Genomic DNA, 25,791 nt, shown 5'->3' with positions numbered 1-25,791 from the left:
GGCGGTGGCCTACGCCCAGCTCACCACCCCGGCCTGGGTGAAGAGCAGCCAGTCGAGCGGCGTGTCGTCGTCGCCGGGCATCCGCATCGCACGAGCAGACCACGCATTGTGGAGAGTTGTTGTCGCCAGGGCGACAACAACTCTCCACAATGTTCCGTCGTGCGGCACGCCGTCGTGCGGCACGCCGTCGTGCGGCGGGGTGGTCGGCGTGGGTGCGGGAGGCGGCGGGTCAGCGGTCGAGGGCGTCGACGGCCTTGCGGGCGGCGATCAGCACCGGGTCCCAGACCGGCGCGTACGGCGGGGCGTAGCCGAGGTCGAGGGCGGTCATCTCGTCCACCGTCATCTCGTTCCACAGCGCCACGGCCAGCGCGTCGATCCGCTTCGCCGCCTCGGAACGGCCGACGATCTGTGCGCCGAGCAGCCGACCGGTGGGCCGTTCGGCGATCAGCTTGACCGTCATCGCCTGGGCCCCCGGGTAGTAGCCGGCCCGGTTCGTCGACTCGGCGATCACCGAGACGAACTCGAACCCGGCCGCCGTGGCGTCCCGCTCCCGCAGCCCGGTACGCCCCACCTCCAGGTCGCACACCTTCGTCACGGCGGTGCCGATCACCCCGGGGAAGGTGGCGTACCCGCCGCCGATGTTGATCCCGGCGACCCGGCCCTGCTTGTTGGCGTGGGTGCCGAGCGGGATGTGCACCGACAGGCCGGTGACCCGGTGCAGGGTCTCCACGCAGTCGCCGGCCGCCCAGACGCCGGGCACCCCGGCGACCCGCATCCGGCGGTCGACGCGGACCCCGCCGGTCTGGCCGAGCGGGAGACCGGCGGCGGCGGCGAGCGCGGTGTTGGGGCGTACGCCCAGGCCGAGGACCACGACGTCGGCCGGCACCGGGCCGGCGGAGGTGACCACCGCGGACACCCGGCCGTCGCGCTGCTCGACCCCGCTGACCGTGACACCGGTACGGATCTCGACGCCCAGCCCGCGCATCGCGTCGGCGACCAGGCCGGCCATGTCCTCGTCGACGGTGGCCATCGGTTGCTCGCCCCGCTCGACCAGGGTGACGGCGAGCCCGCGTTGGATCAGTGCCTCGGCCATCTCCACCCCGATGTAGCCGCCGCCGACCACCACCGCCCGGGTCGGCGTCGGGTCGGCGTCCAGCCAGGCCCGCAGCGCCGCCGCGTCGTCCAGGGTCTGGATGCCGAAGATGCCGTCGACGTCGTCGTCCGCCCAGTCGGGCAGGTTCGGGACGGAGCCGGTGGCGTACATCAGGGTGTCGAACGGTTCGCGGACCTCGCCGCCGTCGTCGAGCCGGCGGGCGGTGACCTCCCTGCGGTCGAGGTCGATGCCGGTGACCTCGGTACGCAGCCGTACGTCGATGGCGAAGTCGTCGCGGAAGGTGGCCGGGTCGCGGGCGATCAACGCGTCCCGCTCCTGCACCAGCCCGCTGATCCAGTACGGGATGCCGCACGCCGAGTACGACGTGAAGTGTCCTCGCTCGAACGCCACGATCTCCAGGTCGTCGACGCCCCGGCGGCGGCGGGCCTGGGAGGCCGCCGCCATCCCGGCGGCGTCCCCACCGACGACGATCAGCCGCTCCGTCACGACGCCCAGTCTTCCACGCGCCGGCCGCCCCCGGGCCGGTCAGCCACGGGTCTGCCGGGCTACCTCGGTGACCACGTCCTCCAGCCGGCCCGACCGGGCGAACACGGCCCGCTGCCGGGCCGCCCCGGTGCCGTGCCGGCGCAGCGTGGCCAGCAGCTCGGTGACCTCGGCCAGGTCGTCGTGCGCCTCCAGGGCAGGGCGGACCCGCTCGACGAGCCGGTCGACCAGTTCCCAGGCCGGGCGCAGCTCACCGTTGGTCAGGTCGACGCCGTCGCCCTCCAACCCGTCGTGGGCGGCCCGCCAGTGCGCGGCCACCAGCAGGTGGTGGTCGGTGTTCACCGACGGGCGGCCCGCCGCCACGTCGTCCATGGCGGTGGCGACCAGCGCCCGGACCAGCCCCGCCACCAGCACCGCGTCGTCGACCGACGGGCAGACGTCACCGATGCGGACCTCCACCGTCGGGTACTTCGCCGACAGCCGGGCGTACCAGTAGAGCATCCCCTCGTCGAGCATCACCCCGCTGGCGATCAACTGCCGGATCAGCCGCTCGTAGTGCTCGTACGACTCCAGGTAGGGGGTGGGCGCGACCGACGGCCAGCGTTCCCACTCGACGGAACGCCAGCTCGCGTAGCCGGTGTCGACCCCCTCGGAGAAGGGCGAGTTGGTGGTCATCGCGTGCAGCACCGGCAGCCACGGCCGGATGTGGTTGAGCACCTGCACACCGGTGTCCGGGTCCGGGACACCCACGTGCACGTGCATGCCGTTGTTGCCGGGGCCGGGCACCAGCAGCCGGAACCGGTCGATCATCCGGTCGAAGCGGGGCTTGTCCACCACCGGCGGCACCGGTCCCGCCACCGGGCCGGTGCCGATGGCCAGCACCCGGACGCCGGCCCGCTCGGCGGCGTCGGCCAACGCGCCGCGCAGCACACCCAGCGAGTGCCGGATCGAACTCAGCTCCAACCCGGGTGGGCTGCCGATCTCGATCTGGCTGGTCTGGAACTCCCGCTCCACCTGCCCGCGCAGTTCGGCCGGCACCTGCGCCATGACCAGGTCGACGGCGGGCACCGCGGCACCGGTGTGCGGATCGACCAGGAGGAACTCCTCCTCCACGCCCACCGTGAGCCGGTCGGGCCCGGTCCGCTCCGGAGCCACCGCCCCGGCCGCCACCCCACTGGTCATCGCCATCACCGTCCGTCCCGTCCCGCCGCGGCGGGTTCGCCACGGTGCTGTCCGGCCCATTACCCGCAGTGTCCGGCGGAGAAAACGCGACACGGCGCGCCATCGCCCCGGATGCTTACCATGACCCGGTCCCGCCGACCGGTGCCGTGCCGCACCCCCGCCCCGACCTGGAGCGGGTCGGGGCGGGAACGTGAGGGAGGTCAGGTGACCCCGACGACGGTGCCCCAGTCGGCGCCCCCGACCCCGGCGCGGCGGCCCGGCCACCCGCCCCGGCCGGCCGGGCGGGACTGGCGGCGGCAGGTGCCCCGGATGTTCGCGGCGCTGCTGTGGTTCATCGCCGCGATCTGCGCGCTGGCGGCGGTGAGCAGCGCGGCCAACGCCGAGTTCCAGCCGGTCCGGACCACCATCGACACGCTGCTGGTGCCGGCACCGGCCAACCTGGCGTACGCGGTGTTCCTCGGCACCCTCGCCGCGGCGGTGCTGCGCCGCAAGCGGCTGGCGTACTGGGTGCTGGTCGTCTACTTCATCCTCAGCCTGGTCGTCGGGGTGCTGACCGGCCTGGTGCTGGTGACCGTCGGCGCGGACCAGCTCACCGACGACGCCGGCCGGCAGCTGTTCACCCTGATCGACGCCGTCGGTGTCTGGGTGGGCATCGGGTTCGCCGCCGCCGCCCTGACCCTGCTGCTGACCGCCCGGCGGGAGTTCTACGCCCGGGTCCGCAGCGGCAGCACCCGCCGCGCCCTCGGGGTGTTCTTCGGCCTCGCCGCGGCTGCCGTCGGGCTCGGTTACCTGCTGCTCACCGCCGTGCCCGGCAGCCTGCGCAGCTTGCTGGACCGGGTCGGGTACGCCATCGAGAAGGTCTTCGGCGGGGCCATCACGCTGGACGTCACCCGGCAGGGCCAGGCCCCCGGCTGGGTCAACCTGCTGCTCGGCGGGATGGGCGCGGTCGCCTTCCTGGCCGGCCTGTTCACCCTGCTGCGTTCCCAGCGCGCCGCCGCCGTGCTGCACCCCGACGAGGAGCAGCGGATCCGGGAACTGCTGGCCCGCTACGGCGACCGGGACTCGCTCGGCTACTTCGCCACCCGACGGGACAAGGCGGCGATCTTCTCGGCCAGCGGGAAGGCGGCGCTGACCTACCGGGTGGTCAACGGGGTGAGCCTGGCCAGCGGCGACCCGGTGGGTGACCCGGAGGCGTGGGGTCCGGCCATCACCGCCTGGCTGGACCAGGCCCGGGAGTACGCCTGGACCCCGGCGGTGATGGGGGCCAGCGAGGCCGGCGCGCGGGCCTACCACCGGCACGGGTTGAAGGTGCTGCAACTGGGCGACGAGGCGATCCTGCTGGCCCGGGAGTTCGACCTGGGCGGGCGGGACATGCGTCCGGTCCGGCAGGCGGTGCACCGGGTCGAGCGGGCCGGTCACACCGCGCTGGTCCGCCGGCACCACGAGATCCCGCCGGACGAGCTGGCCGACCTCGCCGCCCTGGCCACCCGCTGGCGGGACACCGAGCACGAGCGCGGCTTCTCGATGGCGCTGGGCCGGCTCGGTGACCCGGCCGACGGTGACTGCGTGCTGGTGGAGGCCCGCGACGGCACCGGCCGGGTGCGGGCGCTGCTGTCGTTGAGCCCGTGGGGCACCGACGGCCTGTCGCTGGACCTGATGCGTCGGGACCGCACCGCCGAGAACGGGGTCACCGAGTTCATGGTGGCCGCGCTGCTCGGTGCGGCCCCCCGGCTGGGTGTCGAGCGGGTGTCGCTGAACTTCGCCGTGTTCCGGTCGGTCTTCGAGCAGGGCGCCCGGATCGGCGCCGGCCCGGTGATCCGGCTGTGGCGGCGTACGCTGCTGTTCTTCTCCCGCTGGTGGCAGTTGGAGTCGCTGTACCTGTCCAACGCCAAGTACCAGCCGCACTGGACGCCCCGCTATCTGTGCTTCGGCGAGCGGCGGGAGTTGGCCCGGGTGGGGTTGGCCGCCGCTGTCGCGGAGGGCTTCGTGGCGTTGCCCGGCGGCCGGCCGTCCCCGCTGTACGGGGCACCCCCGGCCGGTGGCGGGGTGGGGTTCGTGCCGCCGGACGCGGCCACGGTGCACGCGGTCAGCCCCGAACCGGCCCGCGAGCAGCAGCCCGAGCAGGTGCGGGTCCGGCGGGCGAAGCTGGACCGGCTACGGGCGCAGGGCGTCGAGGCGTACCCGGTGGGGTGGCCGCGTACCGACGGGTGTGCGGCGGTGCGGGCGCGGCACGCCGGGCTGGCCCCGGACACCGGCACCGGGGAGACCGTGTCGGTGGCCGGGCGGGTGCTGCTGGTCCGTGACCACGGTCGGATCTGCTTCGTCACCATCCGTGACGGCAGTGGCGACCTGCAACTGGTGCTGGAGAAGGAGCTGCCCCGGTGGCGGGCCACCGTCGACATCGGCGACCACGTCGGCGCGACCGGCGAGGTGTACGCCACCCGGCGCGGCGAGGTGTCGGTCCGGGTGGCCGACTGGCAGCTCACCGCCAAGTGCCTGCGCCCGCTGCCCGACAAGCACCACGGCCTGGCCGACCCGGAGGCGCGGGTCCGCCGCCGCTACCTGGACCTGGCGACCAGCCCGCAGGCCCGGGACCTGCTGCGCGCCCGCAGCGCCACCCTGACCAGCCTGCGGCGGACCCTGGTGTCGCGGGACTTCCTGGAGGTGGAGACGCCGATCCTGCAACGGGTGCACGGCGGAGCCAACGCCCGCCCGTTCGTCACCCACAGCAACGCCTACGACCTGCGGTTGACCCTGCGGATCGCCCCGGAGCTTTACCTCAAGCGGCTCGCCGTGGGCGGCGTCGAGCGGGTGTACGAGCTGGGCCGGGTGTTCCGCAACGAGGGTGTCGACTTCAGCCACAACCCGGAGTTCACCGTGCTGGAGGCGTACCAGGCGTACGCCGACTACCACGACATGCGGGAGCTGGCCCGGGAGCTGATCGTGGCGGCGGCGGTGGCGGTGCACGGGGCTCCACTGGCCCGTCGACCGGGCACCGGTGAGCTGGTCGACATCGGTGGGCCGTGGCCGGTGCACACGGTGCACGGGGCGGTCTCCGCCGCGCTGGGCGAGGAGGTGACCGTCGACACCGACGTCGCCACCCTGCGCCGGCTCGCCGACACGGCCCAGGTGCCGTACGACCCGGGGTGGGAGCGCGCCGAACTGCTGCTGGAGCTGTACGAGCGACTGGTCGAGGCGCGTACCGACGTGCCCACGTTCTACCTGGACTTCCCGACCGACGTGTCGCCGTTGACCCGGCAGCACCGGTCCGATCCCCGGTTGGCCGAGCGGTGGGACCTGGTGGCGTTCGGGATGGAGTTGGGCACCGCGTACTCGGAGCTGGTCGACCCGACCGAGCAGCGGCGACGGCTGACCGCCCAGTCGCTGAAGGCGGCCGGCGGTGACCCGGAGGCGATGGAGCTGGACGAGGACTTCCTCACCGCCCTGGAGTACGCGATGCCGCCGACCGGTGGCCTCGGGTTGGGCGTGGACCGGTTGGTGATGTTGCTGACCGGCCGGTCCATCCGGGAGACCCTGCCGTTCCCGATGGTGCGCGAGTCCTCGTGAACCGCCCCCACCGTGACCCGGACCCGGCGGCCCGCCGTGGGGGTGACGGGCACCGGATCGCCCGGACCGGGGCGGCGGTGGCGCTGGTGGTGGCGGCGGTCTGTTACGCCTCCTGGCTGCTCGCCCCGGTGCTCAACCCGGGGCTGCGGCCGGTGCAGAGTTACCTGAGTGAACTGGCCGCCCGGGACCAGCCGTACCACCTGGTCTTCCAGCTCGGCGACGTGACGACCGGGCTGTGCGCGACGGTGGCCGGGTTGCTGCTGGCCCGGGTGGTCCGGGAGGTGCCCCGGCCGGCCTGGTGGGGGCTGCTGGTGTTCGGTGTCGCCACCGCCGTCGACGGCGGGTACACCTCGATGGACTGCGCCCCCTCCATCGACGACCGCTGCGCCCGGCTGGAGGAGGCGGGCGAGTTGTCCTGGCGGCACCAGGCCCACACGGTCACCTCGTCGGTGGCGGTGGCCGGCGCACTGCTCAGCCTGGTGGCGGTCCTCGCCGTGCTGCGTGGTCCGGTCCGTCGCCGGGCCGGGCTGGTGGTGGCGGTGGTGCTGGCGGTCGGCACGGTCGGCACGCTGGTCGCCACCCTGCACCCCGAGTGGGGGTTGGGCCTGTGGCAGCGGGTCCAGCTCACCGGCCTGTCCGGCTGGCTGCTGCTCACCGCCGCCGTCGCCCGCCGGGGTCCCGGCCCGGAGCGCCCCGGTGACCGGCCCGGCCACCCCCGACCGGCCCGCCGCCGATCGGCCTGCGCCCGACCGGCCCACTGCCGACGACGCGGCGGCTACCGGTCGGGCCGGCGGCCCCGGGGTGCTGCTCTGCCCGGGGATGGGGGAGGGGGCGGCGACCTGGGACCGGCTGGTGCCGCCGCTGACCGCCGCCGGGTACCTGGTGCGCCGGCTGGACCGGCCGGACGACACCCGGGTGCCCACCCTCACCGCCGAACTGGCCCGCGTCGACACGGCGGTGACCGGGCTGGACCGGCCGGTGCTGGTGGCGCACTCGGCGGCGGCGCTGCCCGCCGAGGCGTACGCCCGGCGGCATCCGGGGCGGCTCGCCGGGCTGGTGCTGGTGGACCCGAGCCTGGTGGACCCGGGCGGGGCGGCCCGGTGGCGGCGGTGGTCGGCGTGGACGGCCGGCACGGTGGCGGCCGGGGCACCGGTGCTGGCCGGGGCGCTCGACCGGTCCGGTCTGGCCCGCCGGTACGGCCCGGGGGCGTGGCGTCGGGCGGTGCGCCCGATGAGCATCCGTCCGCCCGACCCGACCGCCGCGGCGGCGTACGGCTGCGGATCGGTGCTGGTCGGGGCGCTGGTGCAGTGGCTGGCGTACCCGGCGGTGGCGGCGGAGCTGGTGGCGTTGCGGGCGGTGACGGCGGCACCGACGCTGCCGGTGCGGGTGTTGACCGCGCTCGGCGACGTGCCCACCCCGGCCGGTCGGGCGGCGTGGCGGGCGGGCCATGCGGCGTTGGCGGCGAGCTTCCCCGCCGGCCGGCAGGAGGTGTTGCGGGACGCCCGGCACCTGCTGCACGTGGACCGGCCGGAGACGGTGGTCGAGGCCGTCGCGGCCCTCCGACGTGACAGCGGGTCCTAGGCTGGCGGGCGTGTCGGGGCTGCGGGTGGTGACGGGTCTGTGGGCGTACGCGCTCGTCGGGCTGACCCTGCTCGCGGACCGGCCGGGTGACCTGCTCGCCGGTGCGGCGGTGGTGGCCGCGTTGCTGCTCGTCGTCCTGCTGGCGACCCGTCCCCGGCCGACGTCCGGCCCCGGCACGGGGCGACGGCGGGCTGTCGGGTTACGCGACCGGGCCCGGCGTAGACGCGTACCCCGGCAGGTCGATCCGGACGCGGCGGGCCGACCCCGCCCCCGGGCACCCGGGGGTTCCCTCCCGGTCGGGTGGTCCCCGGCCGCGGGCTGATCCCGCGCGCCGCCGACGCCGACCGGTTCCGTCGCCATCCGTCCCACGGTGACCCGCCGACCGCCCTGACGGGCGGCCGGTCGACGTCCCGTGCGGACCTCCGGAATCGGACCGAGGGGTTCCCCATGCTCGCCTTCTCACCTGTGCACGACGCGGCTGCCGCCGCGGGTTCCGTCGTCGGCTGGCTCGCCGGGCTGCTGACACCGCTGGCCGGCGGGGCCGCCACCGCCGCCGCCATCGTGCTGTTCACCATCGCCGTCAGGCTGTTGATCTCACCGCTCACCGTCGCCCAGGTCCGCGCGGAGCGGCGTCGCGCGGCCCTCGCCCCGCAGTTCCGCCAGCTCCAGCAGCGGTACGCGGACGACCCGGCGAGGTTGCAGTCGGAGGTGTTCGCGCTCTACCGCCGGGCCGGGGCGTCGCCGGTGGCGGGGTGCCTGCCGGCGCTGCTCCAGGCTCCGTTCTTCCTGGTCATGTACCGCCTGTTCGGCACCGGTGACGGTGCGGTCGGGCTGCTCGACGCGCGGCTGGCCGGGGTGCCGCTGGGCTGGCACCTGGGCGACGGGCTGACCCTGTCGGTGCTGCTGGTGTTCGGGGTGCTGCTGGCGACCCTGGCCGGCCTGGCCACGGTGCTGTCCCGGCGGGCCCGGCGGACGGCGTCGGCCGCCGCACCGACGGACCAGCCGGGGCGGCGTTGCTGGCCCGGGTGCTGCCGCTGCTGCCGTACGGGACGGTGTTGCTGGCGTTGGTGGTGCCGTTGGCGGCGGTGCTCTACCTGGTCACCACCACCGGGTGGACGGTGGCCGAACACGTGCTGCTGCGTCGGCCGCAACCGGTGCCGGCCGAAGCCATCGACGAGCGTTGACAAGTGGTGGGGCGGGAGCGTAGAAAACCGCTCAGAGAGCGCTCTCTTTGCTCCCGTCCCCCAGAGAGGCATCCCGATGAACGCTGACCCGGCGGCTCCGGTCGCCCCCACCGCCCGGCGCCGGCCCCGCCGCCGGCTCGCCCTGGCGGTCACGCTCGCCGCCGCCACCGCGCTGACCGGCGTCTCGGTCGCCGCCCAGGCCGCCGTCCCGTCGCCGCCGTCGGGGTGGAGCCTGATGTGGAGCGACGACTTCACCGGCGGGGCCGGCACCCTGCCGTCCTCGGCCAACTGGATCGTCGACACCGGCACCAGCTACCCGGGCGGCCCGGCCAACTGGGGCACCGGCGAGATCCAGACGTACACCGGCAGCACCGCCAACCTGGCCCACGACGGGTCCGGCAACCTGCGGATCACCCCGCTGCGCGACTCCGCCGGCCGGTGGACCTCGGCCCGGATCGAGACCGTGCGCACCGACTTCAAGCCCCGTCGGGCGGGGTGCTGGCGATCGAGGGGCGGATCCAGATGCCCAACGTCACCGGTGCCCAGGCGGCCGGCTACTGGCCGGCGTTCTGGGCGCTCGGCGCACCCTACCGGGGCAACTACCAGAACTGGCCGGGCATCGGCGAGATCGACGTGATGGAGAACGTCAACGGGCTCAACCAGGTCTGGGGCGCGCTGCACTGCGGGGTGGCCCCCGGCGGTCCGTGCAACGAGTTCAGCGGGCTGGGCGCGACCCGGGTCTGCCCCGGCAGCGCCTGCCAGGCGGCCTTCCACACCTACCGCACCGAGTGGGACACCTCGGTCAGCCCGCAGCAACTGCGCTGGTACGTCGACGGGCAGCTGTTCCACACCGTCACCCAGAACCAGGTCGGGGCCAGCTACTGGGCGCAGATGACCGGCCACGGCGGTTACTTCCTGCTGCTCAACGTGGCGATGGGCGGCTCCTTCCCGGACGGGGTGGCCGGTGCCGTCACGCCGACCGGCTCGACCGTCTCCGGCCGGCCGATGGTGGTCGACTACGTGGCGGTCTACCGCCGGGGCGGCGGCTCCACCCCGACGCCCACCCCCACCACGCCCGCCCCGACGACCCCGCCGCCGTCGGGCACCGTGGACGCCTACTCGACGATCCAGGCCGAGGCGTTCTCCGGGCAGAACGGGGTGGCCGTCGAGACCTGCGCCGAGGGCGGGCAGAACATCGCCGCGCTGCGCAACGGTGACTGGGCCCGCTACGACAACGTGGACTTCGGCAGCAGCGGCCCGCGCGACTTCCTGGCCCGGGTGGCCTCCGGCGCGGCGGGCGGGGTGAGCGGCCTGGTCGAGGTGCGGGTGGACAGCCCGACCGCCACCCCGATCGGCAGCTTCGCCATCGCCAACACCGGTGGTTGGCAGAGCTGGCGGTCGGTGCCCGGCAACGTGTCGGCGGTGACCGGCCGACACACCGTCTACCTCACCTTCAGCAGCGGCCAGCCGGCCGACTTCGTCAACGTCAACTGGTTCACCTTCCGCCGCTGACCCGGGCGGTGCGGGGCCGTGCCGGTGTGGCGCGGCCCCCTCGTCCGTGCGGGGCCGGCTCGCGACCCGGCGGCCGCCGGTGCCGGTGTGCACCCGGCGGGCCGGGTCCTGGATGCGCTGTTCCGGCCGGGCCCTGCCGGTCGGGTCGGGGCGGCGGGGAGTGGGCGGCCGAAAGGGCTCTGGACATTAACAGTTAAGAGTCTTAATAATGAGCGCGGACGTGGACGACCGTGGATCGGTTCATCGTCGTCCCGGCGGTCCCACCCCCGGACCGCGCCCACCGGCCCGCGCACGCGGCCTGGTCGCACCCCCGCCCCCGACCCGCTCCGGTCCACTGGAGGCCACCCGTGAGACTCCGCTCCCCCCGCGCGGCAACCCTCGCCGTCGCGCTCGCCGCCGCCCTGGTCACCGGCACGCTCGTGGCCCCGCCGGCCGCGTCCGCCGCCATCGCCGCCTTCGTCCGCACCGCCAGCTGGGGCAGCGGGTACGAGGCCAAGTTCACCGTCACCAACGACACCTCGACCGCGATCAGCTCGTGGACCGTCGCGTTCGACCTGCCCTCGGGCAGCACCGTCGGGTCGTTCTGGGACGCCCGGCTGAGCAGCTCCGGCCAGCGCGTCACCGCCCTCAACCAGAGCTGGAACGGCAGCCTCGCCCCCGGCGCCAGCACCACCTTCGGCTTCGTCGTCGCCGGCACCGGCGACCCGACGAACTGCACGGTCAACGGCGGGGCCTGCACCGGCGGCGGCCCCGGCAACCCGACCGGCCCGGCCACCCCGGGCGGGCTGCGGGTCACCGGCACCACCGCCTCGTCGGCCACGCTGGCCTGGAACGCCGTCTCCGGCACGGTCACCGGCTACCGGATCTACGAGGGCGGCACGGTGAAGGCCACCGTCACCGGCACCTCGACCACCGTCTCCGGGCTGGCCGCCTGCTCCACCCACAGTTGGACCGTCACGGCCTACAACGCGGCCGGTGAGTCGGCGAAGTCGGCAGCGGTGTCGGCCACCACCACCGGTTGCACCGGCGGCAACGGCACGATGGCCGCCGCCCCCTACCTCTACCCCGGCTGGGGCGACCCGCCCGCGCCGGCCACCGTGATGGGGGCGACCGGGGTGAAGTGGTTCACCATCGCGTTCGTGCTCTCCGGCGGTGGTTGCACCCCCGCCTGGGACGGCTCCGGGCCGCTCACCGGGGGCGCGCACGCCAACACCATCGCCGCGATCCGGGCGGCCGGCGGCGACGTCATCCCGTCGTTCGGCGGCTGGAGCGGCAACAAGCTCGGCCCGAACTGCGCGTCGGCCAGCGCCCTCGCCGGGGCGTACCAGCAGGTGATCAACGCGTACGGGTTGAAGGCGATCGACATCGACATCGAGAACAGCGACGAGTTCGAGAACGAGGTGGTGCAGGACCGCATCCTCGGCGCCCTGAAGATCGTCAAGCAGAACAACCCGGGGATCAGGACGATCGTCACCTTCGGCACCTCGACCACCGGGCCGTCGTACTACGGCACCCGGCTGATCAACCAGGCCGCCGCGCTCGGCGCGAACATCGACACCTTCACGATCATGCCGTTCGACTTCGGCGGCGGGGCGAACATGTACCAGAACACCGTCAACGCCGCCGAAGGGCTGAAGACCACGCTCAAGTCGGCGTTCGGCTGGTCCGACGCCACCGCGTACGCGCACATGGGCATCAGCGGCATGAACGGCCTGTCCGACCAGCGGGAGCTGACCTCGCCGGCCACCTGGACGCAGATCCGGGACTGGGCCAAGGCACGGGGGCTGTCCCGGTTCACCTTCTGGTCGGTCAACCGCGACCGCGCCTGCCCGGACGGGGGAGTGGTCGCCAACTGCTCCGGCATCGCCCAGAACCTCTGGGAGTTCACCTCGATCACCGCGAGGTTCTGAACACCACCGCCCGGTGGGGCCGGCCGGTCCGACGGTCCGGCTCCACCGGCGGGGCGGCTGCTCGGCCGGGCGGTCTTCCTGCCCGGCCGTTGTCTACTGGCCGTACCTCTCACCCTGCCCTCGCGGCCCTTCGGGCGGGGTGAGCCCGTGCCGGTCGGGCGGCGCGGTGGTCCGGTCAGTGGTCGGCGGACACCGACCGTCGGTCACCCCGGTCACCCCGGTCACCCCGGTCACGGCGGGAGCGGATCTTCTTGCCCGCCCAGCTCACGATCATGACGGCGAAGACCGCGAAGATGGCGTAGTTGAACCAGTCGCTGTACTTCTCCACGTCCTGCCAACGCGAGCCCAGCGTGTAACCGAGGCCGACCACCAGCGCGTTCCACACCCCACTGCCCAGGGTGGTGAGCAGCACGAACTCGCCCATCGGCATCCGGTTCGCACCGGCCGGGACGGAGACCAGGCTGCGCACCACCGGCACCAGCCGACCGATCAGCACCGCCCACCGGCCGTGCCGCTCGAACCAGCGGTCGGCCTTCTCCAGGTCCTCCCGGTCGACCAGCGGGATGCGGTCCAGCCAGTGCTTGAGCCGTTCCTCGCCGATCGCCGCGCCGAGCCAGTAGAGCACCAGCGCGCCGACCAGCGAACCGACCGTCGCGGCGAGGACGATCACCACCAGGCTGAACCGGCCCTCGGCGGCGAGGTAGCCGGCCATCGCCAGCACGATCTCGCTCGGGATCGGCGGGATGATGCTCTCCAACGCCACCAGGAAGGCGACGCCGACCGCGCCGAGGGAGTCGATGACGCCCGCCACCCATCCGGTCAGCCCGGTGAACTTGTTCGGGTCGACGTTCTCGGCGAGAGCCATGGGCGTCCTTCCAGCGGGCCGGCGGGATCGGACAGTGGTACCCAGCCGGCCACCACTTACACCCTGCGGTGAGGGGGCCCACCCGCCGAACCCCACCGGTGCCCGGTCGCGCCGTCCGACCCACGCCACCAGGAGACCGGTCGCAGCCGGTCGTGCCGCCAGGAGACCGGCGGTCGCAGCCGGTTGAGCCGGGGCTCAGTCGCAGGGGTGCAGTCCCCGGTCCGCCGGACCCTGTCGCCAGCCGGTGAACCGGATGGTCAGCCCGCCCCGGGTGGGCGCACAGCAGAACGGCCCGGCCAGTGCCACCGCGTCCGGGGCGAGCGGGGCGAGCCGCACCAGCCGCCACGGCCCGTCGGCGGCCCGCGCCCGGACCGTCAGCGCGTCGCCGCTGCGGCTGGCCCGCACGGTCACCTCCCGGCCCTGCCAGTCCGGCACCGGGGCCACCGACCAGTCGGAGAACTCCCGGGTCACCACCGCGCCGACCTGCGGCAGTCCGTCGCTGACCTCCACCCCGGCCTTGATCCAGTTCCGCTCGTCCACCCGCACCAGCACCCCGGCCTGGTCGAACTGGGCGGTGTAGTCGAGCAGGAAGTCCACCTCGACCGCGCCGTCGGCCGGCAGCGGGGCGAGCAGCGCCGGCCCGTCGTCGTGGACGAAGCCGTAGCTGGTGTGCCGCCACAGGTCGCTGTTGGCGGCCGGCTCCACCAGCAGCGCGCCGTCGCCGGCCCGGTCCACCCGTACCGGTGGGTGCAGCCACCGGCCCTCGTCCCAGTCGACCGTCCGGGAGCCGTCCGTCGGATGCGCAGCCATGCCCGGACCGTACCCCGCACCGGCCCGTCCGGGTCGGCGTGGTGGCCACCGACGGACGATGGAACGGGCCTCGCGTTTGCGGCGTCGAGCGATCGGAGACATTAGGCCGGCATGGGTGACAGGTGGTATTCCGAGGCCGTCGTCTACTGCCTCGACGTCGACACGTACGCGGACTCCGACGGTGACGGGGTCGGTGACTTCCGGGGCCTCATCGGCCGGCTCGACTACCTGGCGCGGCTGGGGGTGACCTGCCTCTGGCTCAACCCGATCCACCCCTCGCCCAACCAGGACGACGGCTACGACGCGACCGACTTCTACAACGTCGACCCGCGCCTGGGGACCCTCGGCGACTTCGCCGAGCTGCTGCACCAGGCACAGAACCGGGGCATCCGGGTCATCATCGACCTGGTGGTCAACCACACCTCCGACCAGCACCCGTGGTTCCAGTCCGCCAGGTCCTCGCCCGACTCGCCGTACCGTGACTGGTACGTCTGGGCCGACCACGAGCCGGCGGACCGGCACCAGGGCATGGTGTTCCCGGGCGAGCAGCACGAGACGTGGAGCTACGACCGGACCGCCAAGGCGTGGTTCTACCACCGCTTCTACAAGTTCCAGCCGGATCTGAACATCGAGAACCCGAAGGTCCGCGCCGAGATCAAGAAGATCACCTCGTTCTGGCTCCAGCTCGGCGTCTCCGGTTTCCGGATGGACGCCGTGCCGTTCATCATCGAGCAGACCGAGCCGGGCAACCCGAACGCCCCCAAGGACTTCGACTTCATCACCGACCTGCGCCAGCACGTGCAGTGGCGGCGCGGCGACGCGGTGCTCCTTGCCGAGGCGAACGTCGAGCCCGACCAGTTGCCCGTCTACTTCGGCGACGGCGGCGGCTCGGGCAACCGGATCCACATGCTCTTCGACTTCATGCTCAACGGCCGGCTGATGCTCGCCCTCGCCCGGGAGGACCCGGAGGCGATCATCGACGCGCTGCGCGACACCCCGAAGCTGCCCACCGGTGGCCAGTGGGCGACCTTCCTGCGCAACCACGACGAGATCGACCTGTCCCGGCTCACCGCCGACCAGCGCAACGACGTGCTGGCGAAGTTCGGGCCGGACGAGAACATGCAGCTCTACGGTCGGGGCATCCGGCGGCGGCTCGCCCCGATGCTCGGCAACGACCGCCGGCACATCGAGCTGGCGTACGCGCTCCAGTTCTCGTTGCGCGGCACGCCGGTGCTGCGCTACGGCGAGGAGATCGGGATGGGGGAGAACCTCGCGCTGGACGGGCGGGACGCGATCCGTACCCCGATGCAGTGGTCGTACAAGGAGAACGGTGGTTTCTCCACGGCGGACCCGGAGAAGCTGATCCGCCCGGTGATCGACCAGGGTGACTTCGGCTACCAGCAGGTCAACGTCACCGCCCAACGGGGCGACTCGACGTCCCTGCTGGCCTGGTTCGAGCGGATGATCCGGACCCTGCGGGAGGCCCCGGAGATCGGTTCCGGCTCGACCTCGCACATCGACGTGCCGATGCCGGCCGGGGTGCTCGCGCACCGCGCCGACGGTCCGACCGGCACCATGGTCTTCCTGCACAACCTCGGTACCGAGGACGTGGAGGTGGATCTGAGCACCCTGGCCGCCGAGGCGGACCTGCCGATCGACGTCCTGACCGACCGGGGTTACGGCGACGTCGGCAAGCTGGACAGCCTGAAGCTGGGCGGGCACGGCTACCGCTGGATCCGGCTCTGCCGTTCCACCACCTACTGACCGTCACCCCCCGTCGACGTCCCGGCCCGGCCGGGACGTCGACGGGGGGCGGGGCGGGTAGGCTCCTCCGATCGAGCCAGAAGTTACCGGGAGGTAGTCATGTCGGAGGAGTCCCGCGTCGCCATCGTCACCGGAGCCGCGCGCGGCATCGGCGCGGCCACCGCCCGGCGGCTGGCCGCCGACGGCATGGCCGTCGCCGTGGTCGACATCGACGAGGCGGCGACCGGGCCGACCGTGGACGCGATCACCGCCGCCGGTGGCCGGGCCGTCGGTGTCGGCGCGGACGTCGCCGACCGGGACCAGGTGGAGGCCGCCGTCGAGCGGGTCGCCACCGAGTTGGGCGGGCCGACGGTGCTGGTCAACAACGCCGGGGTGCTGCGGGACAACCTGCTGTTCAAGATGACCGACGCCGACTGGGACACCGTGCTGGGGGTGCACCTGCGCGGCGCGTTCCTGTTCAGCCAGGCCGCCCAGCGGCACATGGTCGAGCAGAAGTACGGCCGGATCGTCAACCTGTCCAGTACCTCGGCGCTGGGCAACCGGGGCCAGGCCAACTACGCGGCGGCCAAGGCCGGCCTCCAGGGTTTCACCAAGACCCTCGCCATCGAGCTGGGGCCGTTCGGGGTGACGGTCAACGCGGTCGCCCCCGGCTTCATCGTCACCGACATGACCGCCGCCACCGCCGCCCGGATGAAGGTCGACTTCGACGACCTGCAGAAGCACGCCGCCGCCGAGATCCCGGTCCGTCGACCCGGCCGCCCCGAGGACGTCGCGCACACCATCTCGTTCCTGGTCAGCGAGGGCGCGTCCTTCGTCTCCGGGCAGGTCATCTACGTCGCGGGCGGCCCGAAGGACTGACCGGGCCGGGGCGTCCGGCCCTGGGCCGGCGTCAGCCGTCAGAGCCGGCGTCAGGACCCGGACCGGGAGCCGGCGTCGGGAGTCGGGCCGGGAGCCGGCGTCAGGACCCGGACCCGGGGCCGGCGTCAGGAGTCGGCGGCGGTGCGGGTGCGGGTGCTCCAGAGCCAGAGCAGCCCCAACACCGGCAGCACCAGCGGGATGTAGCCGTAGCCGCTGCCGAAGCCGGACCAGACCGTCTCGTCGGGGAAGAGTTCGGCGTCGACCAGGCTGAGCACGCCGACGCCGACCACCCCGACCAGCTCCACCGAGCAGCAGGCCAGCGCGACCCGTCGGCCGGCGTGCCCGGCGCGGGCCAGCCCGACCGCCGCCACGATGTAGATCAGCGCGGCCACCGCCGAGAGCAGGTACGCCACCGGCGCCTCGTCGAACTTCGTGGCGATCTGGAGTGCGGCCCGGGAGGTGGCGGCGATGGCGAACAGAATGTAGACGGCGATCAGCAGCCGTCCCGGCCCCGCGTTGGTGGCGCGCGCCGACGCCCGGGTGTCAACCACCGACGACCTCCCAGGTCTGCTGGAGCCGGACCACGACCACCGGCAGGACCAGGCAGACCGCGCAGACGATCGCCGACCCCCACCGGGTCGGCTCCATCCTGGCCAGCACCCAGGCCAGCGGGGGCAGGCAGACCAACGTCACCAGATATCCGAAGAACGCGCCGGGTTCGCCGGCCCGGTCCCCGCCGACGACCGCGACCAGGGCAAGGGTGGTCAGCGCGAGCAGCGCCACCTCCAGCAGGCCCAGGCCGACGGACTGCACGAGGTCCGGCGGCCGGTGCCGGACCGCTGCCACCAGGCTCCACAGCGCGAGTACGAGCGACAGCACGATCGTCGCCGTGGCGAGGACCCCGTCCACCGGCGAGCCGGCCGACGCCGCGGCGGTCATCGCGGCCCTCCGATGGGTGTCTCGGTCACCGGCACAGCCTACTAACCAGCGTAGTAATCGCTGTCGTCCCGGTCCCCGTCCCGGATGGCCCCGGTCCCGGTCCGGCGAACCGGTCCCGGTCCGGCGAACCGGTCCCGCCGGAGCGGGCGGTGCGGACGGCCGGTCGCCACGCGGACAACGGCGTTCCCGGCCCGGTCCCGGCTGCGTCGCCCGGTCCCGGCTGCGTCGCCTGGGCGGGGCGGCTAGCGTGGGTGACGGCCACGGTGTCGCGTGGCCCGACGAGACCGGGGGTACCTCGTGCTGCGGTTCGGCCTGTTCGGCACCGGTCACTGGGCGGCGCAGACGCACGGCGCGGGGCTGGACGCGCATCCGCGCGCCGAGTTGGTGGGCGTCTGGGGGCGCGACCCGGAGAAGGCCGGCGCACTGGCCGCCCGGCACGGTGTACCGGCGTTCGCCGACATCGACGCGCTGCTCGACGTCTGTGACGCGGTGGCCGTGGCACTGCCCCCGCACGTACAGGCCGGGATCGCCACCCGGGCCGCCACCGCCGGCCGCCACCTGCTGTTGGACAAACCCCTCGCGCTGAGTCTCGCCGAGGCCGACCGGCTGGTCGCAGCAGTGCGGGCCGCCGGGGTGGCCTCGGTGGTCTTCTTCACCCAGCGGTTCCACCCGAACGTCGACGGCTTCCTCACCGCCACCGCTGCGGCCGGCGGTTGGCAGCACGCCCGCGCCACCCAGTTCGCCTCGATCTACCAGCACGGCAGCCCGTACGCCGGTTCCCGCTGGCGGCGGGAGCAGGGGGCGCTGTGGGACATCGGCCCGCACGCCCTCTCGATCGTCGTGCCGGTGCTCGGCCGGGTCACCCGGGTCGCCGCGCTGGACGGTCCCGGTGGGATGGTGCACCTGCTGCTCACCCACGATGGCGGTGCCACCAGCGCGCTGTCGCTGACCCTGGACGCCCCGCCGACGGCGCTTGCCCGGGACGTCGTCTTCTACGGCGAGAACGGCGTCGAGACCGTACCGCCGGGCGACGGCAATACGCTGACCGCCTTCGGTACGGCCGTCGACCAACTGCTGGGGCAGATCGACTCGGGTGAGCGGGACCACCAGTGTGACGTCCGGTTCGGCCGGGAGGTGGTGGCGGTCCTGGCGGCTGCGGAGACCGCCCGCGCCGAGGCCCGCACCGTCGACCTCCACCACTGACCGCCCGATCCGGCCGGCTTGTCGGGGGTCGGCCCGTCGCTGGTAGGGCATGTCACAGGTCGGCTGGCCGTGCGTCGGCTCGGCGTGCGGTGGGCCATCGTGCGTCCGGGCTCGGTCGTCGGGCGGGCGGGGTCGTCGGTCGGGTGTGGCGGTGGTGGTCCCGTGGTGCGGTGGGTTCGGTGGTCGGTCGGGTGTGGCGGTGGTGGTCCCGTGGTGCGGTGGGTTCGGTGGTCGGTCGGGCGTGGCGGCGGTGGACCCATGGTGCGGCGAGGAGCGTGATGCCTGGGTGGCATAAATATGCCGCTGCGTCATATCGATGTCTGGGCAATGGTGTCCTGCCGGGTCACGCTGGGTAGCTGGTGGCGCGGCGCGGGACAGCCCGACAGCGGTGACGGCGGGCCGCGGTCCCGGTGCCGTGCGCCTCGACGTAGGGCACCGTCCTGCGGACCGGGGTGGAACCGGACGGGCCGGCCGCCGGAGCACCGTCAGCGCGGCCGATCTTTCCGGCCCGGAGGTGGCGCGGCGCGGGTGCTGATCGGGTCAGGTGTCGTGGGCCGGTGGTGTCGTGGGTGGGCGGGGTCATGAGCCGGTGGGGCGGTGGGGCGGTGGCGGACCGATCCGGAATTGCCTTGCGGAACGTGGGAGGTGCGTTAGCGTGGCGGCCATGTGCATGCATGCCCTGATCACCGTGGCCGTCACGTCGGCCGCGCGGGGGCCCCTCCTGGTGGCCCGCCCGCGAGTCCGGCGTCCGGCCCTGGCCGGCCGGGACGCCCACCGCGCCTGACCTGACGAGACCGCCTCGGCGTGATCACGCCGACCCCGGTCACGCCGACCCTGATCACGTTCCCCGTGTTCACGCTCTGCCTGATCACGCTGATCTGAGCAGGGGTCTGGCCTGATCGTCGCCTGCCCCGTCACCGCGTAGCGTCCCCCCGCCGATCCCCAGGGTCGTCCGAGTCCCGCTCCACTCGGACAGGCCCCGCGTCGTGCTGCGCCTGTCCGTACCGTCGCCGGTCGGCGACAGACAGGACGAACCCGTGGCGCCCCGCCGAGACCGCACCACCGCACGCGACCGGTCCCGTCGCGTACTGTCCCAGAATTTTCTCGCCGACCCGGCCGCCGTGACGCGGATGGTCCGGGCGGCCGATACCGGCCCGGACGACCTGCTGCTGGAGGTGGGTGCCGGTCGCGGTCAGCTGACCCGGCCGCTGGCCCGACGGTGTGGCCGGTTGATCGCCTACGAGGTCGACCCGACCGTCGCCCCCGAGTTGGCGGCGGTGTGCGCGGCGCTGCCACACGTGGCGCACCGGCAGGCCGACTTCCTGACCGTCGCGCCGCCCGACGAGCCGTTCGCCGTGGTCGGCAACATCCCGTGGTCGTTGACCGCTGCGGTGGTCCGCTGGTGCCTCGCCGCGCCCCGGTTGCGCGCGGCCACCCTGCTCACCCAGTGGGAGTACGCCCGCAAGCGGACCGGTGACCTCGGCCGGTGGAGTCGGTTGACGGTGCTGACCTGGCCGGAGTACGACTGGCGGCTCGCCGGGCGGGTGCCGCGCACCGCGTTTCGTCCGGTGCCCGCCGTCGACGGGGGCATCCTGCGGATCGACCGTCGGCCGGAGCCGCTGCTGGCCGTGGCCGCGCTGCCGGCGTACCGGCGGATGGTGGAGCTGGGGTTCGGCGGGGCGGGCGGGTCGCTCGCGGCCTCGCTGCGGGCGGCCCATCCCGGCCGGCGGGTCGACGGTGCGCTGCGGGCGGCGCGGATCGACCCGGCCACCCCGGTCGGGCTGGTCTGGCCGGAACAGTGGTTGGTGCTGTTCCGGCTGTTGCACGCTTCCACCGCACCGGGCCGACCCGGTGACCGCCGGTGGTGAGCGGGGCCGCCCGCCCTGGGCCCAGGTATCCGGGTGGGGGCTCAGGCGAGGGTGGTGAGGGCCTCGTTCAGGTCGGCCGGGTCCTCGAACTGCTCGGCGGGCAGCGCCCGCAGCAGTTGGAGCAGCTCGGTGCTCGCCCCGTTCTCCTGACCCCAGCGGACCAGGTCCTCGCGGGAGACCGGGTAGTCGAGCCCGGCCAGGTACTCCTGCAACTGCAACCCGGTGACGCTCATGCCGCCGGCTACCCGTTCCGCCCGCCGCCACACCGGCCGGTCCCGCCACACCATCGGCGGTTTGTCCGCCGACCCTGCCGGGTAGCCCCGCCCATGCTGGTACAGCGGCTCGGTACGCCTAGCGACTTCGACCCCCTGCTGGAGCGGGTCCGGGACGCCCGCGTGGTCATGATCGGTGAGGCGACGCACGGCAGTTACGACTACTACCGGTTGCGCGAGCAGCTCACCCGGCGGCTCATCGCCGAGCAGGGGTTCGACTTCGTGGCGGTGGAGGGGGACTGGCCGGACTGCGACCGGGTGCACCGGTCGGTGGTCGGCGCACCGGGTGGTGCCCAGGACCCCCGGACCGCGCTGGGACGGTTCACCCGCTGGCCGACGTGGATGTGGGCGAACGCCGAGGTGGACCGGTTCTGCCGGTGGCTGCGGGCGTGGAACCTGGAGCGTCCGGAGCGGGAACGGTCCGGCTTCCACGGGCTGGACGTCTACAGCCTCTGGGAGTCCATGCAGGCGATCTTCGACTATCTCGGTGAGGAGGACCCGAAGTCGATGGAGGCCGCCCAGGACGCGTACCGGTGCTTCGAGCCGTTCGGCCGGCGGGTCGAGGAGTACGGCGCGGCCAGCCGGTTCGTCTCGGCGCGCTGCGAGGAGGAGGTGATCCGGCTGTTGGCACGTACCCGGGCACATGTCGCCTCGGACGGCCCGGACGCCTTCGCTGCCTGGCAAAACGCGGAAGTGGTGGCGGGAGCGGAACGGTACTACCGGGCGATGGTGCACGGTGGGCCGGATTCCTGGAACGTGCGCGACACCCACATGGCGGACACCCTGGAAAGGTTGCTGACCCGCTACGGACCCGGATCACGCGGCATCGTCTGGGCGCACAACACCCACATCGGGGACGCCCGCGCCACCGGCATGGCCGGCGACGGGATGGTCAACATCGGGCAGTTGGCCCGGGAACGGCTGGGCCGCGACGCGGTGGCGCTGATCGGTCTCGGTGGTTACCAGGGCACTGTGGTGGCCGCCCCGCACTGGGGTTCACCGGCCGAGGTGATGACGGTGCCGCCGGCCCGGGAGGGTTCGGTGGAGTCGCGGCTGCACGAGCTGCTGCCGGAGCGGGCGGTGCTCGTCTTCGGTGGCCCCGACCAGCCCGCCTGGGTCACCGGCACCGCCGACCACCGGGCCATCGGCGTGGTCTACGACCCGACCTTCGAGCGCTGGGGCAACTACGTCCCGAGTCGGCTGGCCGACCGCTACGACGCCTTCATCTGGTGCGACACCTCCACCGCCCTGCACCCGCTACCCGCCCCCAGCACCGTAGCCGAACTGGAGACCTACCCCACCGGCCTCTGAGCCCCGCCCCCAAGTGGATCATGGAGTTGTGGTGCCGGACGGAACGGGGCGAAAAACCCCGGGCCGGGCACCACAACTCCATGATCGGCAGGGTCAGACGTTGACCGGTTGCTTGTCGAGGTGGGCGCGGAGACCCTCGCCCTCGATGTCGACGTTGGGCAGGGCGCGGTCGAGCCAGCGGGGGAGCCACCACGCCCTGGTGTTCAGCAGGGACATCACGGCGGGGACGATGGTCATCCGGACCACGAAGGCGTCGATGGCGACACCGATCGCGAGCGCGAAGCCCATCGACTTGATCACCGGATCGTCGAGGAAGACGAAGCCCCCGAACACCGACATCATGATCAGCGCGGCGGCGGTCACCACCCGGGCCCCGTGCCCCATCCCGTTGATGGTGGCCTGCCGGGCCGTGTCACCGTGCACGAAGTCCTCCCGCATCCGGGAGACCAGGAACACCTCGTAGTCCATGGCCAGGCCGAACAGGATGCCGATCAGCAGGATCGGCAGGAAGCTGATCAGCGGGGCCGGGCTGTCCAGGCCGACCAGGCTGGCCAGGTGGCCCTGCTGGAACACGGCGACGGTGATGCCGAACGTGGCGGCCACCGTGAGCAGGAAGCCCAACGCGGCCTTCACCGGCACCAGGATCGACCGGAACACGAGCATCAGCAGCAGGATCGACAACCCCACCACCAGCAGCAGGTAGACCGGCATCGCGGCGGAGAGCTTCTCGGACACGTCGATGCCGATCGCGGTCACCCCGGTCAGCAGCACCTCGGCGTTGCCGACCGAGCCGACCCGGTCCCGGATGTCGTGGACCAGCGTCTCGGTGGCGGCGTCGGTCGGCCCGCTCTTCGGGATCACCCCGAGCAGTGCCGTCCGACCGGTCGGGTCGAGCTGCGGCGGGGCCACCGCCAGCACCCCGTCCGTACGCTGGATCAGCGCCGCGACCTGCGGCACGGCGGCTGCGGTGTCCTGCGCGGAGTCCGAGGTGACCACCACGGCGAGCCGGCCGGTGAAGCCCGGACCGAAGCCCTCCCGGATCAGGTCGGCGCTGGTGCGGGCCGGGCTGCCCACCGGGGCGGTACTGGCGTCCGGCAGCGCGATCCGCATGTCCTGGGCCGGCAGGGCGAGCAGCCCGAGGCCGAGAAGGCCGACCAGGATGACCGGGATGCGCAGCCGGGTCACCCACTGCGCCCAGCGGAACCCGAACCCGGAGCGGTCCTCGGCGGCCGGCGCGGCCTCCACGGTCTCGACGGTCTCGGTGGCCGGGGCGGCCTTGCGCAGCCGGCGGGGCAGGACCCGGCGGCCGGCGAAACCGAGCAGCGCCGGGGCGAGGGTGATCGCCACCAGCACCGCCACGCTGACCGTGCCGGCGGCGGCCAGACCCATCACGGTCAGGAACGGGATGCCGACGACGGCGAGCCCGGCGAGCGCGATGACAACGGTCGCCCCGGCGAAGAGCACGGCGGAACCGGCGGTGCCGACGGCCCGGCCGACCGCCTCCTCCGGGGTGAGTCCTTCGAGCAGGTGCTGCCGGTGCCGGGAGGTGATGAACAGCGAGTAGTCGATGCCGACCGCGAGGCCCAGCATCAGCGCCAGGATGGGCGCGGTGCTGGTCAACTGGACCGTACCGCTGAGGGCGAACAGGCCGGCCATCCCGACCCCGACGCCGATCAGCGCGTTCAGCATGGTCATCCCGGCCGCGACCAGCGAACCGAAGGTGACGATCAGGACGATCGCGGCGACCAGCACGCCCAACGCCTCGGTCGAGCCGACCTCCGGCTCGGAGTTGAGCACCTCACCGCCGGGGGCGATCTGCCAACCCTGCGCCTCGGCCTGCGCGCCGACCTTCTCGTACGCCTCGCGCTGCTCGGGGGTCACCTCGTCCCCGCCGGTGGCGAACTGCACCTGGATCAGGGCGTACCGGCCGTTGGGGGTGATCGCCTGGGACTGGTACGGGTCGACGGCGCCGACCACGCCGGGCAGCGTCGACGCCTCCTGGACGACTCCCTTGACGACGGACTGCCCCTCAGGGGTGGTCAACTGGCCGTCGGCGGGCGCCTTCACCGCGATGGTGCCGGTGGCGCCGCTGGCTGCCGGGAACCGCTCGGCGAGCAGGTCCAACGCCTGCTGCGACTCGGTGCCGGGCATGGTGAAGTTGCTGGCTGTCGGGCCCTTCAGGGTGGCTGCGGCGATGCCGAGGCCGACGAGTACGACGAGCCAGACGGCGACGACGAGTCGCCGGCGGCGCAACGATGCCCGGCCTAGCCGGTACAGCAGGGTCGCCATCAGATCCTTGTCCTCAATCCTGGTGTTGGTGGTCGGGAGTTGGCGGTGGTGGCGGTGGTGCGGCAGTCACGAGCACCCGCTGGGCGACGGCCAGCAGGGCGGGACGCAGTTCCTCGTCGGGGATGTCGGCGAACGTGCCGCATCCCTCGGCGATGCCGGCGAGCAGGACCAGCGCGGCGACCCGCGCGTCCTGCCCACCGTCGGGGCCGGTCATCGCCTCGATCAGCCGTTCCGAGATGAGGTGGATGTGGGCGAAGGCCGGTTGGGCGAGCAGCTCCGGGAACTCACCGCGCAGCAGCGCGATCTCGCCCCGGAACCGCACCGCGAGGTCGACGAAGCCCTCCGCCGCCGCCTGCTGCGCCGCCGCCCCGGTCAGCGCCGAGATCCGCTCGTCCAGCTCGCAGAGCACCGAGATCGGCCCGGCCATCAGCTCGGCGAGCAGGGCCTCCTTGCCGGCGAAGTGGTAGAGCACCGCCGCCTTGGAGCAGCCCACCTCGCGGGCGATGTCCTGCAACGAGGTGCCCTTGTAGCCGGTCACCGCGAACCGCCGGGCCGCCGCGGCGAGGATCTCACCGTGGGTGCGGGGGGTGCGCCGGATCATGCGTTCCAGCATGCCTGACCGATCGGTCAGACACTGACCGATCGGTCAGAGAAAGACGGTGGCGTTCGCCACACGCCGGGTCCGCACCGCGCTCAGGCCCCGCCATGCCCCCGGTCGTACGCGGCCCGCGCCTGGCTGATCGCCGCCCGGTGCCGCTGCGCCCAGTCGGTCAGCGCCACCAACGGCTCGTACAGCTCCATCGCCATCGGGGTGGCGCGGTACTCGACCCTCGGCGGCACGGTCGGGTACGCCTGCCGGTGCAGCAGGCCGTCCCGCTCCAGGTTACGCAGCGTCAACGTGAGCATCCGCCGGCTGATCCCCTCGACGCCCCGCGCCAACTCGTTGAAGCGGACCGGCCCGGGGGAGGCGGCCAACAGGATGCCGATGCTCCACTTGCCGCCCACCCGGTCCAGCGCCTCCCGCAGCGTGCAGTCACCGCCGGGGGTGCCGTCGTCGTGTTCCTGGGGCACGGGGTGCC

19 protein-coding genes and 3 pseudogenes are annotated in these 25,791 nt (G+C 73.5%); 12 read left to right on the top strand and 10 right to left on the bottom strand.

Going from position 1 to position 25,791, the window contains the following annotated elements; all coding sequences use genetic code 11:
• Positions 1–229: 229 nt before the first annotated feature.
• The gene (locus J7462_RS14190; protein ID WP_219464481.1) at positions 230–1,600 is read right to left on the bottom strand and encodes an FAD-dependent oxidoreductase; all 1,371 of its coding nucleotides are present in this window, start codon (positions 1,598–1,600) and stop codon (positions 230–232) included.
• A gap of 39 nt (positions 1,601–1,639) precedes the next feature.
• Positions 1,640–2,779 (bottom strand): glutamate--cysteine ligase, encoded by a 1,140-nt coding sequence (locus J7462_RS14185; RefSeq protein WP_219464478.1) that lies wholly within the window; start codon positions 2,777–2,779, stop codon positions 1,640–1,642.
• Between the two features lie 204 nt (positions 2,780–2,983).
• Between J7462_RS14185 and lysX the strand changes: the two genes are divergently transcribed.
• From lysX to J7462_RS14155, 7 genes and pseudogenes are all read left to right on the top strand, one after another.
• The gene (gene lysX / locus J7462_RS14180) at positions 2,984–6,346 is read left to right on the top strand and encodes a bifunctional lysylphosphatidylglycerol synthetase/lysine--tRNA ligase LysX (protein ID WP_308290901.1); all 3,363 of its coding nucleotides are present in this window, start codon (positions 2,984–2,986) and stop codon (positions 6,344–6,346) included.
• Positions 6,343–6,948, top strand: a pseudogene (locus J7462_RS33630) (DUF998 domain-containing protein); the annotation flags it as partial. The gene lysX and the pseudogene J7462_RS33630, both read left to right, overlap by 4 nt.
• Before the next feature lie 94 nt (positions 6,949–7,042).
• Positions 7,043–7,927 carry an alpha/beta hydrolase gene (locus J7462_RS32235; RefSeq protein ID WP_308290900.1) on the top strand — a complete coding sequence of 295 codons (885 nt, stop codon included), beginning with the start codon at positions 7,043–7,045 and terminating at the stop codon, positions 7,925–7,927.
• Positions 7,928–7,937: 10 nt separating this feature from the next.
• On the top strand, positions 7,938–8,249 hold the full coding sequence (locus tag J7462_RS14170) for a DUF6412 domain-containing protein (RefSeq protein WP_308290899.1): 312 nt from the start codon (positions 7,938–7,940) through the stop codon (positions 8,247–8,249).
• Positions 8,250–8,374: 125 nt separating this feature from the next.
• A pseudogene (gene yidC, locus J7462_RS32230) lies at positions 8,375–8,836 on the top strand (membrane protein insertase YidC); the annotation flags it as partial.
• A 351-nt stretch (positions 8,837–9,187) separates the two neighbouring features.
• Positions 9,188–10,623, top strand: a pseudogene (locus J7462_RS14160) (carbohydrate-binding protein).
• Between the two features lie 347 nt (positions 10,624–10,970).
• Entirely contained in the window at positions 10,971–12,533 is a 1,563-nt protein-coding gene (locus J7462_RS14155; protein WP_219464474.1) for a cellulose binding domain-containing protein, read from the top strand.
• A 175-nt stretch (positions 12,534–12,708) separates the two neighbouring features.
• Here the strand turns inward: J7462_RS14155 and J7462_RS14150 are convergent, their stop codons facing one another.
• Positions 12,709–13,398 (bottom strand): DedA family protein, encoded by a 690-nt coding sequence (locus J7462_RS14150; RefSeq protein WP_219464473.1) that lies wholly within the window; start codon positions 13,396–13,398, stop codon positions 12,709–12,711.
• A 195-nt stretch (positions 13,399–13,593) separates the two neighbouring features.
• Positions 13,594–14,208, bottom strand: a complete 615-nt coding sequence (locus J7462_RS14145; protein ID WP_219464471.1) for a DUF1349 domain-containing protein — start codon at positions 14,206–14,208, stop codon at positions 13,594–13,596.
• 111 nt (positions 14,209–14,319) lie between these two features.
• On the opposite strand from J7462_RS14145, the gene J7462_RS14140 reads away from it, so the two are divergent.
• The gene (locus J7462_RS14140; protein ID WP_219464469.1) at positions 14,320–15,972 is read left to right on the top strand and encodes an alpha-amylase family protein; all 1,653 of its coding nucleotides are present in this window, start codon (positions 14,320–14,322) and stop codon (positions 15,970–15,972) included.
• A 99-nt stretch (positions 15,973–16,071) separates the two neighbouring features.
• Positions 16,072–16,830 (top strand): 3-oxoacyl-ACP reductase FabG, encoded by a 759-nt coding sequence (gene fabG, locus J7462_RS14135; protein WP_219464467.1) that lies wholly within the window; start codon positions 16,072–16,074, stop codon positions 16,828–16,830.
• Positions 16,831–16,955: 125 nt separating this feature from the next.
• Here fabG and J7462_RS14130 read toward each other — a convergent pair whose 3' ends face one another.
• Positions 16,956–17,381, bottom strand: a complete 426-nt coding sequence (locus J7462_RS14130) for a hypothetical protein (protein ID WP_208568378.1) — start codon at positions 17,379–17,381, stop codon at positions 16,956–16,958.
• On the bottom strand, positions 17,374–17,769 hold the full coding sequence (locus J7462_RS14125) for a hypothetical protein (protein WP_219464465.1): 396 nt from the start codon (positions 17,767–17,769) through the stop codon (positions 17,374–17,376). Before J7462_RS14125 ends, J7462_RS14130 begins: the two co-directional genes overlap by 8 nt.
• A gap of 297 nt (positions 17,770–18,066) precedes the next feature.
• On the opposite strand from J7462_RS14125, the gene J7462_RS14120 reads away from it, so the two are divergent.
• Both J7462_RS14120 and erm read left to right on the top strand, forming a co-directional pair.
• Positions 18,067–18,972 carry a Gfo/Idh/MocA family protein gene (locus J7462_RS14120; protein WP_219470331.1) on the top strand — a complete coding sequence of 302 codons (906 nt, stop codon included), beginning with the start codon at positions 18,067–18,069 and terminating at the stop codon, positions 18,970–18,972.
• A gap of 1,037 nt (positions 18,973–20,009) precedes the next feature.
• Positions 20,010–20,840: an ErmE/ErmH/ErmO/ErmR family 23S rRNA (adenine(2058)-N(6))-methyltransferase gene (gene erm / locus J7462_RS14115; RefSeq protein WP_219464464.1), complete on the top strand. Its 831-nt coding sequence runs from the start codon at positions 20,010–20,012 to the stop codon at positions 20,838–20,840.
• Between the two features lie 41 nt (positions 20,841–20,881).
• On the opposite strand, the gene J7462_RS14110 is transcribed toward erm, so the two are convergent.
• Positions 20,882–21,073, bottom strand: coding sequence for a DUF2795 domain-containing protein (locus J7462_RS14110; protein WP_208568497.1), 192 nt, complete (start codon positions 21,071–21,073; stop codon positions 20,882–20,884).
• Positions 21,074–21,166: 93 nt separating this feature from the next.
• Between J7462_RS14110 and J7462_RS14105 the strand changes: the two genes are divergently transcribed.
• Positions 21,167–22,423, top strand: a complete 1,257-nt coding sequence (locus J7462_RS14105; RefSeq protein WP_219464463.1) for an erythromycin esterase family protein — start codon at positions 21,167–21,169, stop codon at positions 22,421–22,423.
• A gap of 93 nt (positions 22,424–22,516) precedes the next feature.
• Here the strand turns inward: J7462_RS14105 and J7462_RS14100 are convergent, their stop codons facing one another.
• The 3 genes from J7462_RS14100 to J7462_RS14090 form a co-directional block, all read right to left on the bottom strand.
• Positions 22,517–24,712 carry an MMPL family transporter gene (locus J7462_RS14100; RefSeq protein WP_219464462.1) on the bottom strand — a complete coding sequence of 732 codons (2,196 nt, stop codon included), beginning with the start codon at positions 24,710–24,712 and terminating at the stop codon, positions 22,517–22,519.
• 13 nt (positions 24,713–24,725) lie between these two features.
• Positions 24,726–25,313, bottom strand: a complete 588-nt coding sequence (locus J7462_RS14095; protein ID WP_219464461.1) for a TetR/AcrR family transcriptional regulator — start codon at positions 25,311–25,313, stop codon at positions 24,726–24,728.
• Between the two features lie 92 nt (positions 25,314–25,405).
• Positions 25,406–25,783: a helix-turn-helix domain-containing protein gene (locus J7462_RS14090; protein WP_219464460.1), complete on the bottom strand. Its 378-nt coding sequence runs from the start codon at positions 25,781–25,783 to the stop codon at positions 25,406–25,408.
• Positions 25,784–25,791: the final 8 nt, after the last annotated feature.

The organism is Micromonospora sp. RL09-050-HVF-A, from assembly GCF_019374995.1.
Classification (GTDB): domain Bacteria; phylum Actinomycetota; class Actinomycetes; order Mycobacteriales; family Micromonosporaceae; genus Micromonospora; species Micromonospora antibiotica.
This window is presented reverse-complemented; position numbering and strand designations above follow the sequence as displayed.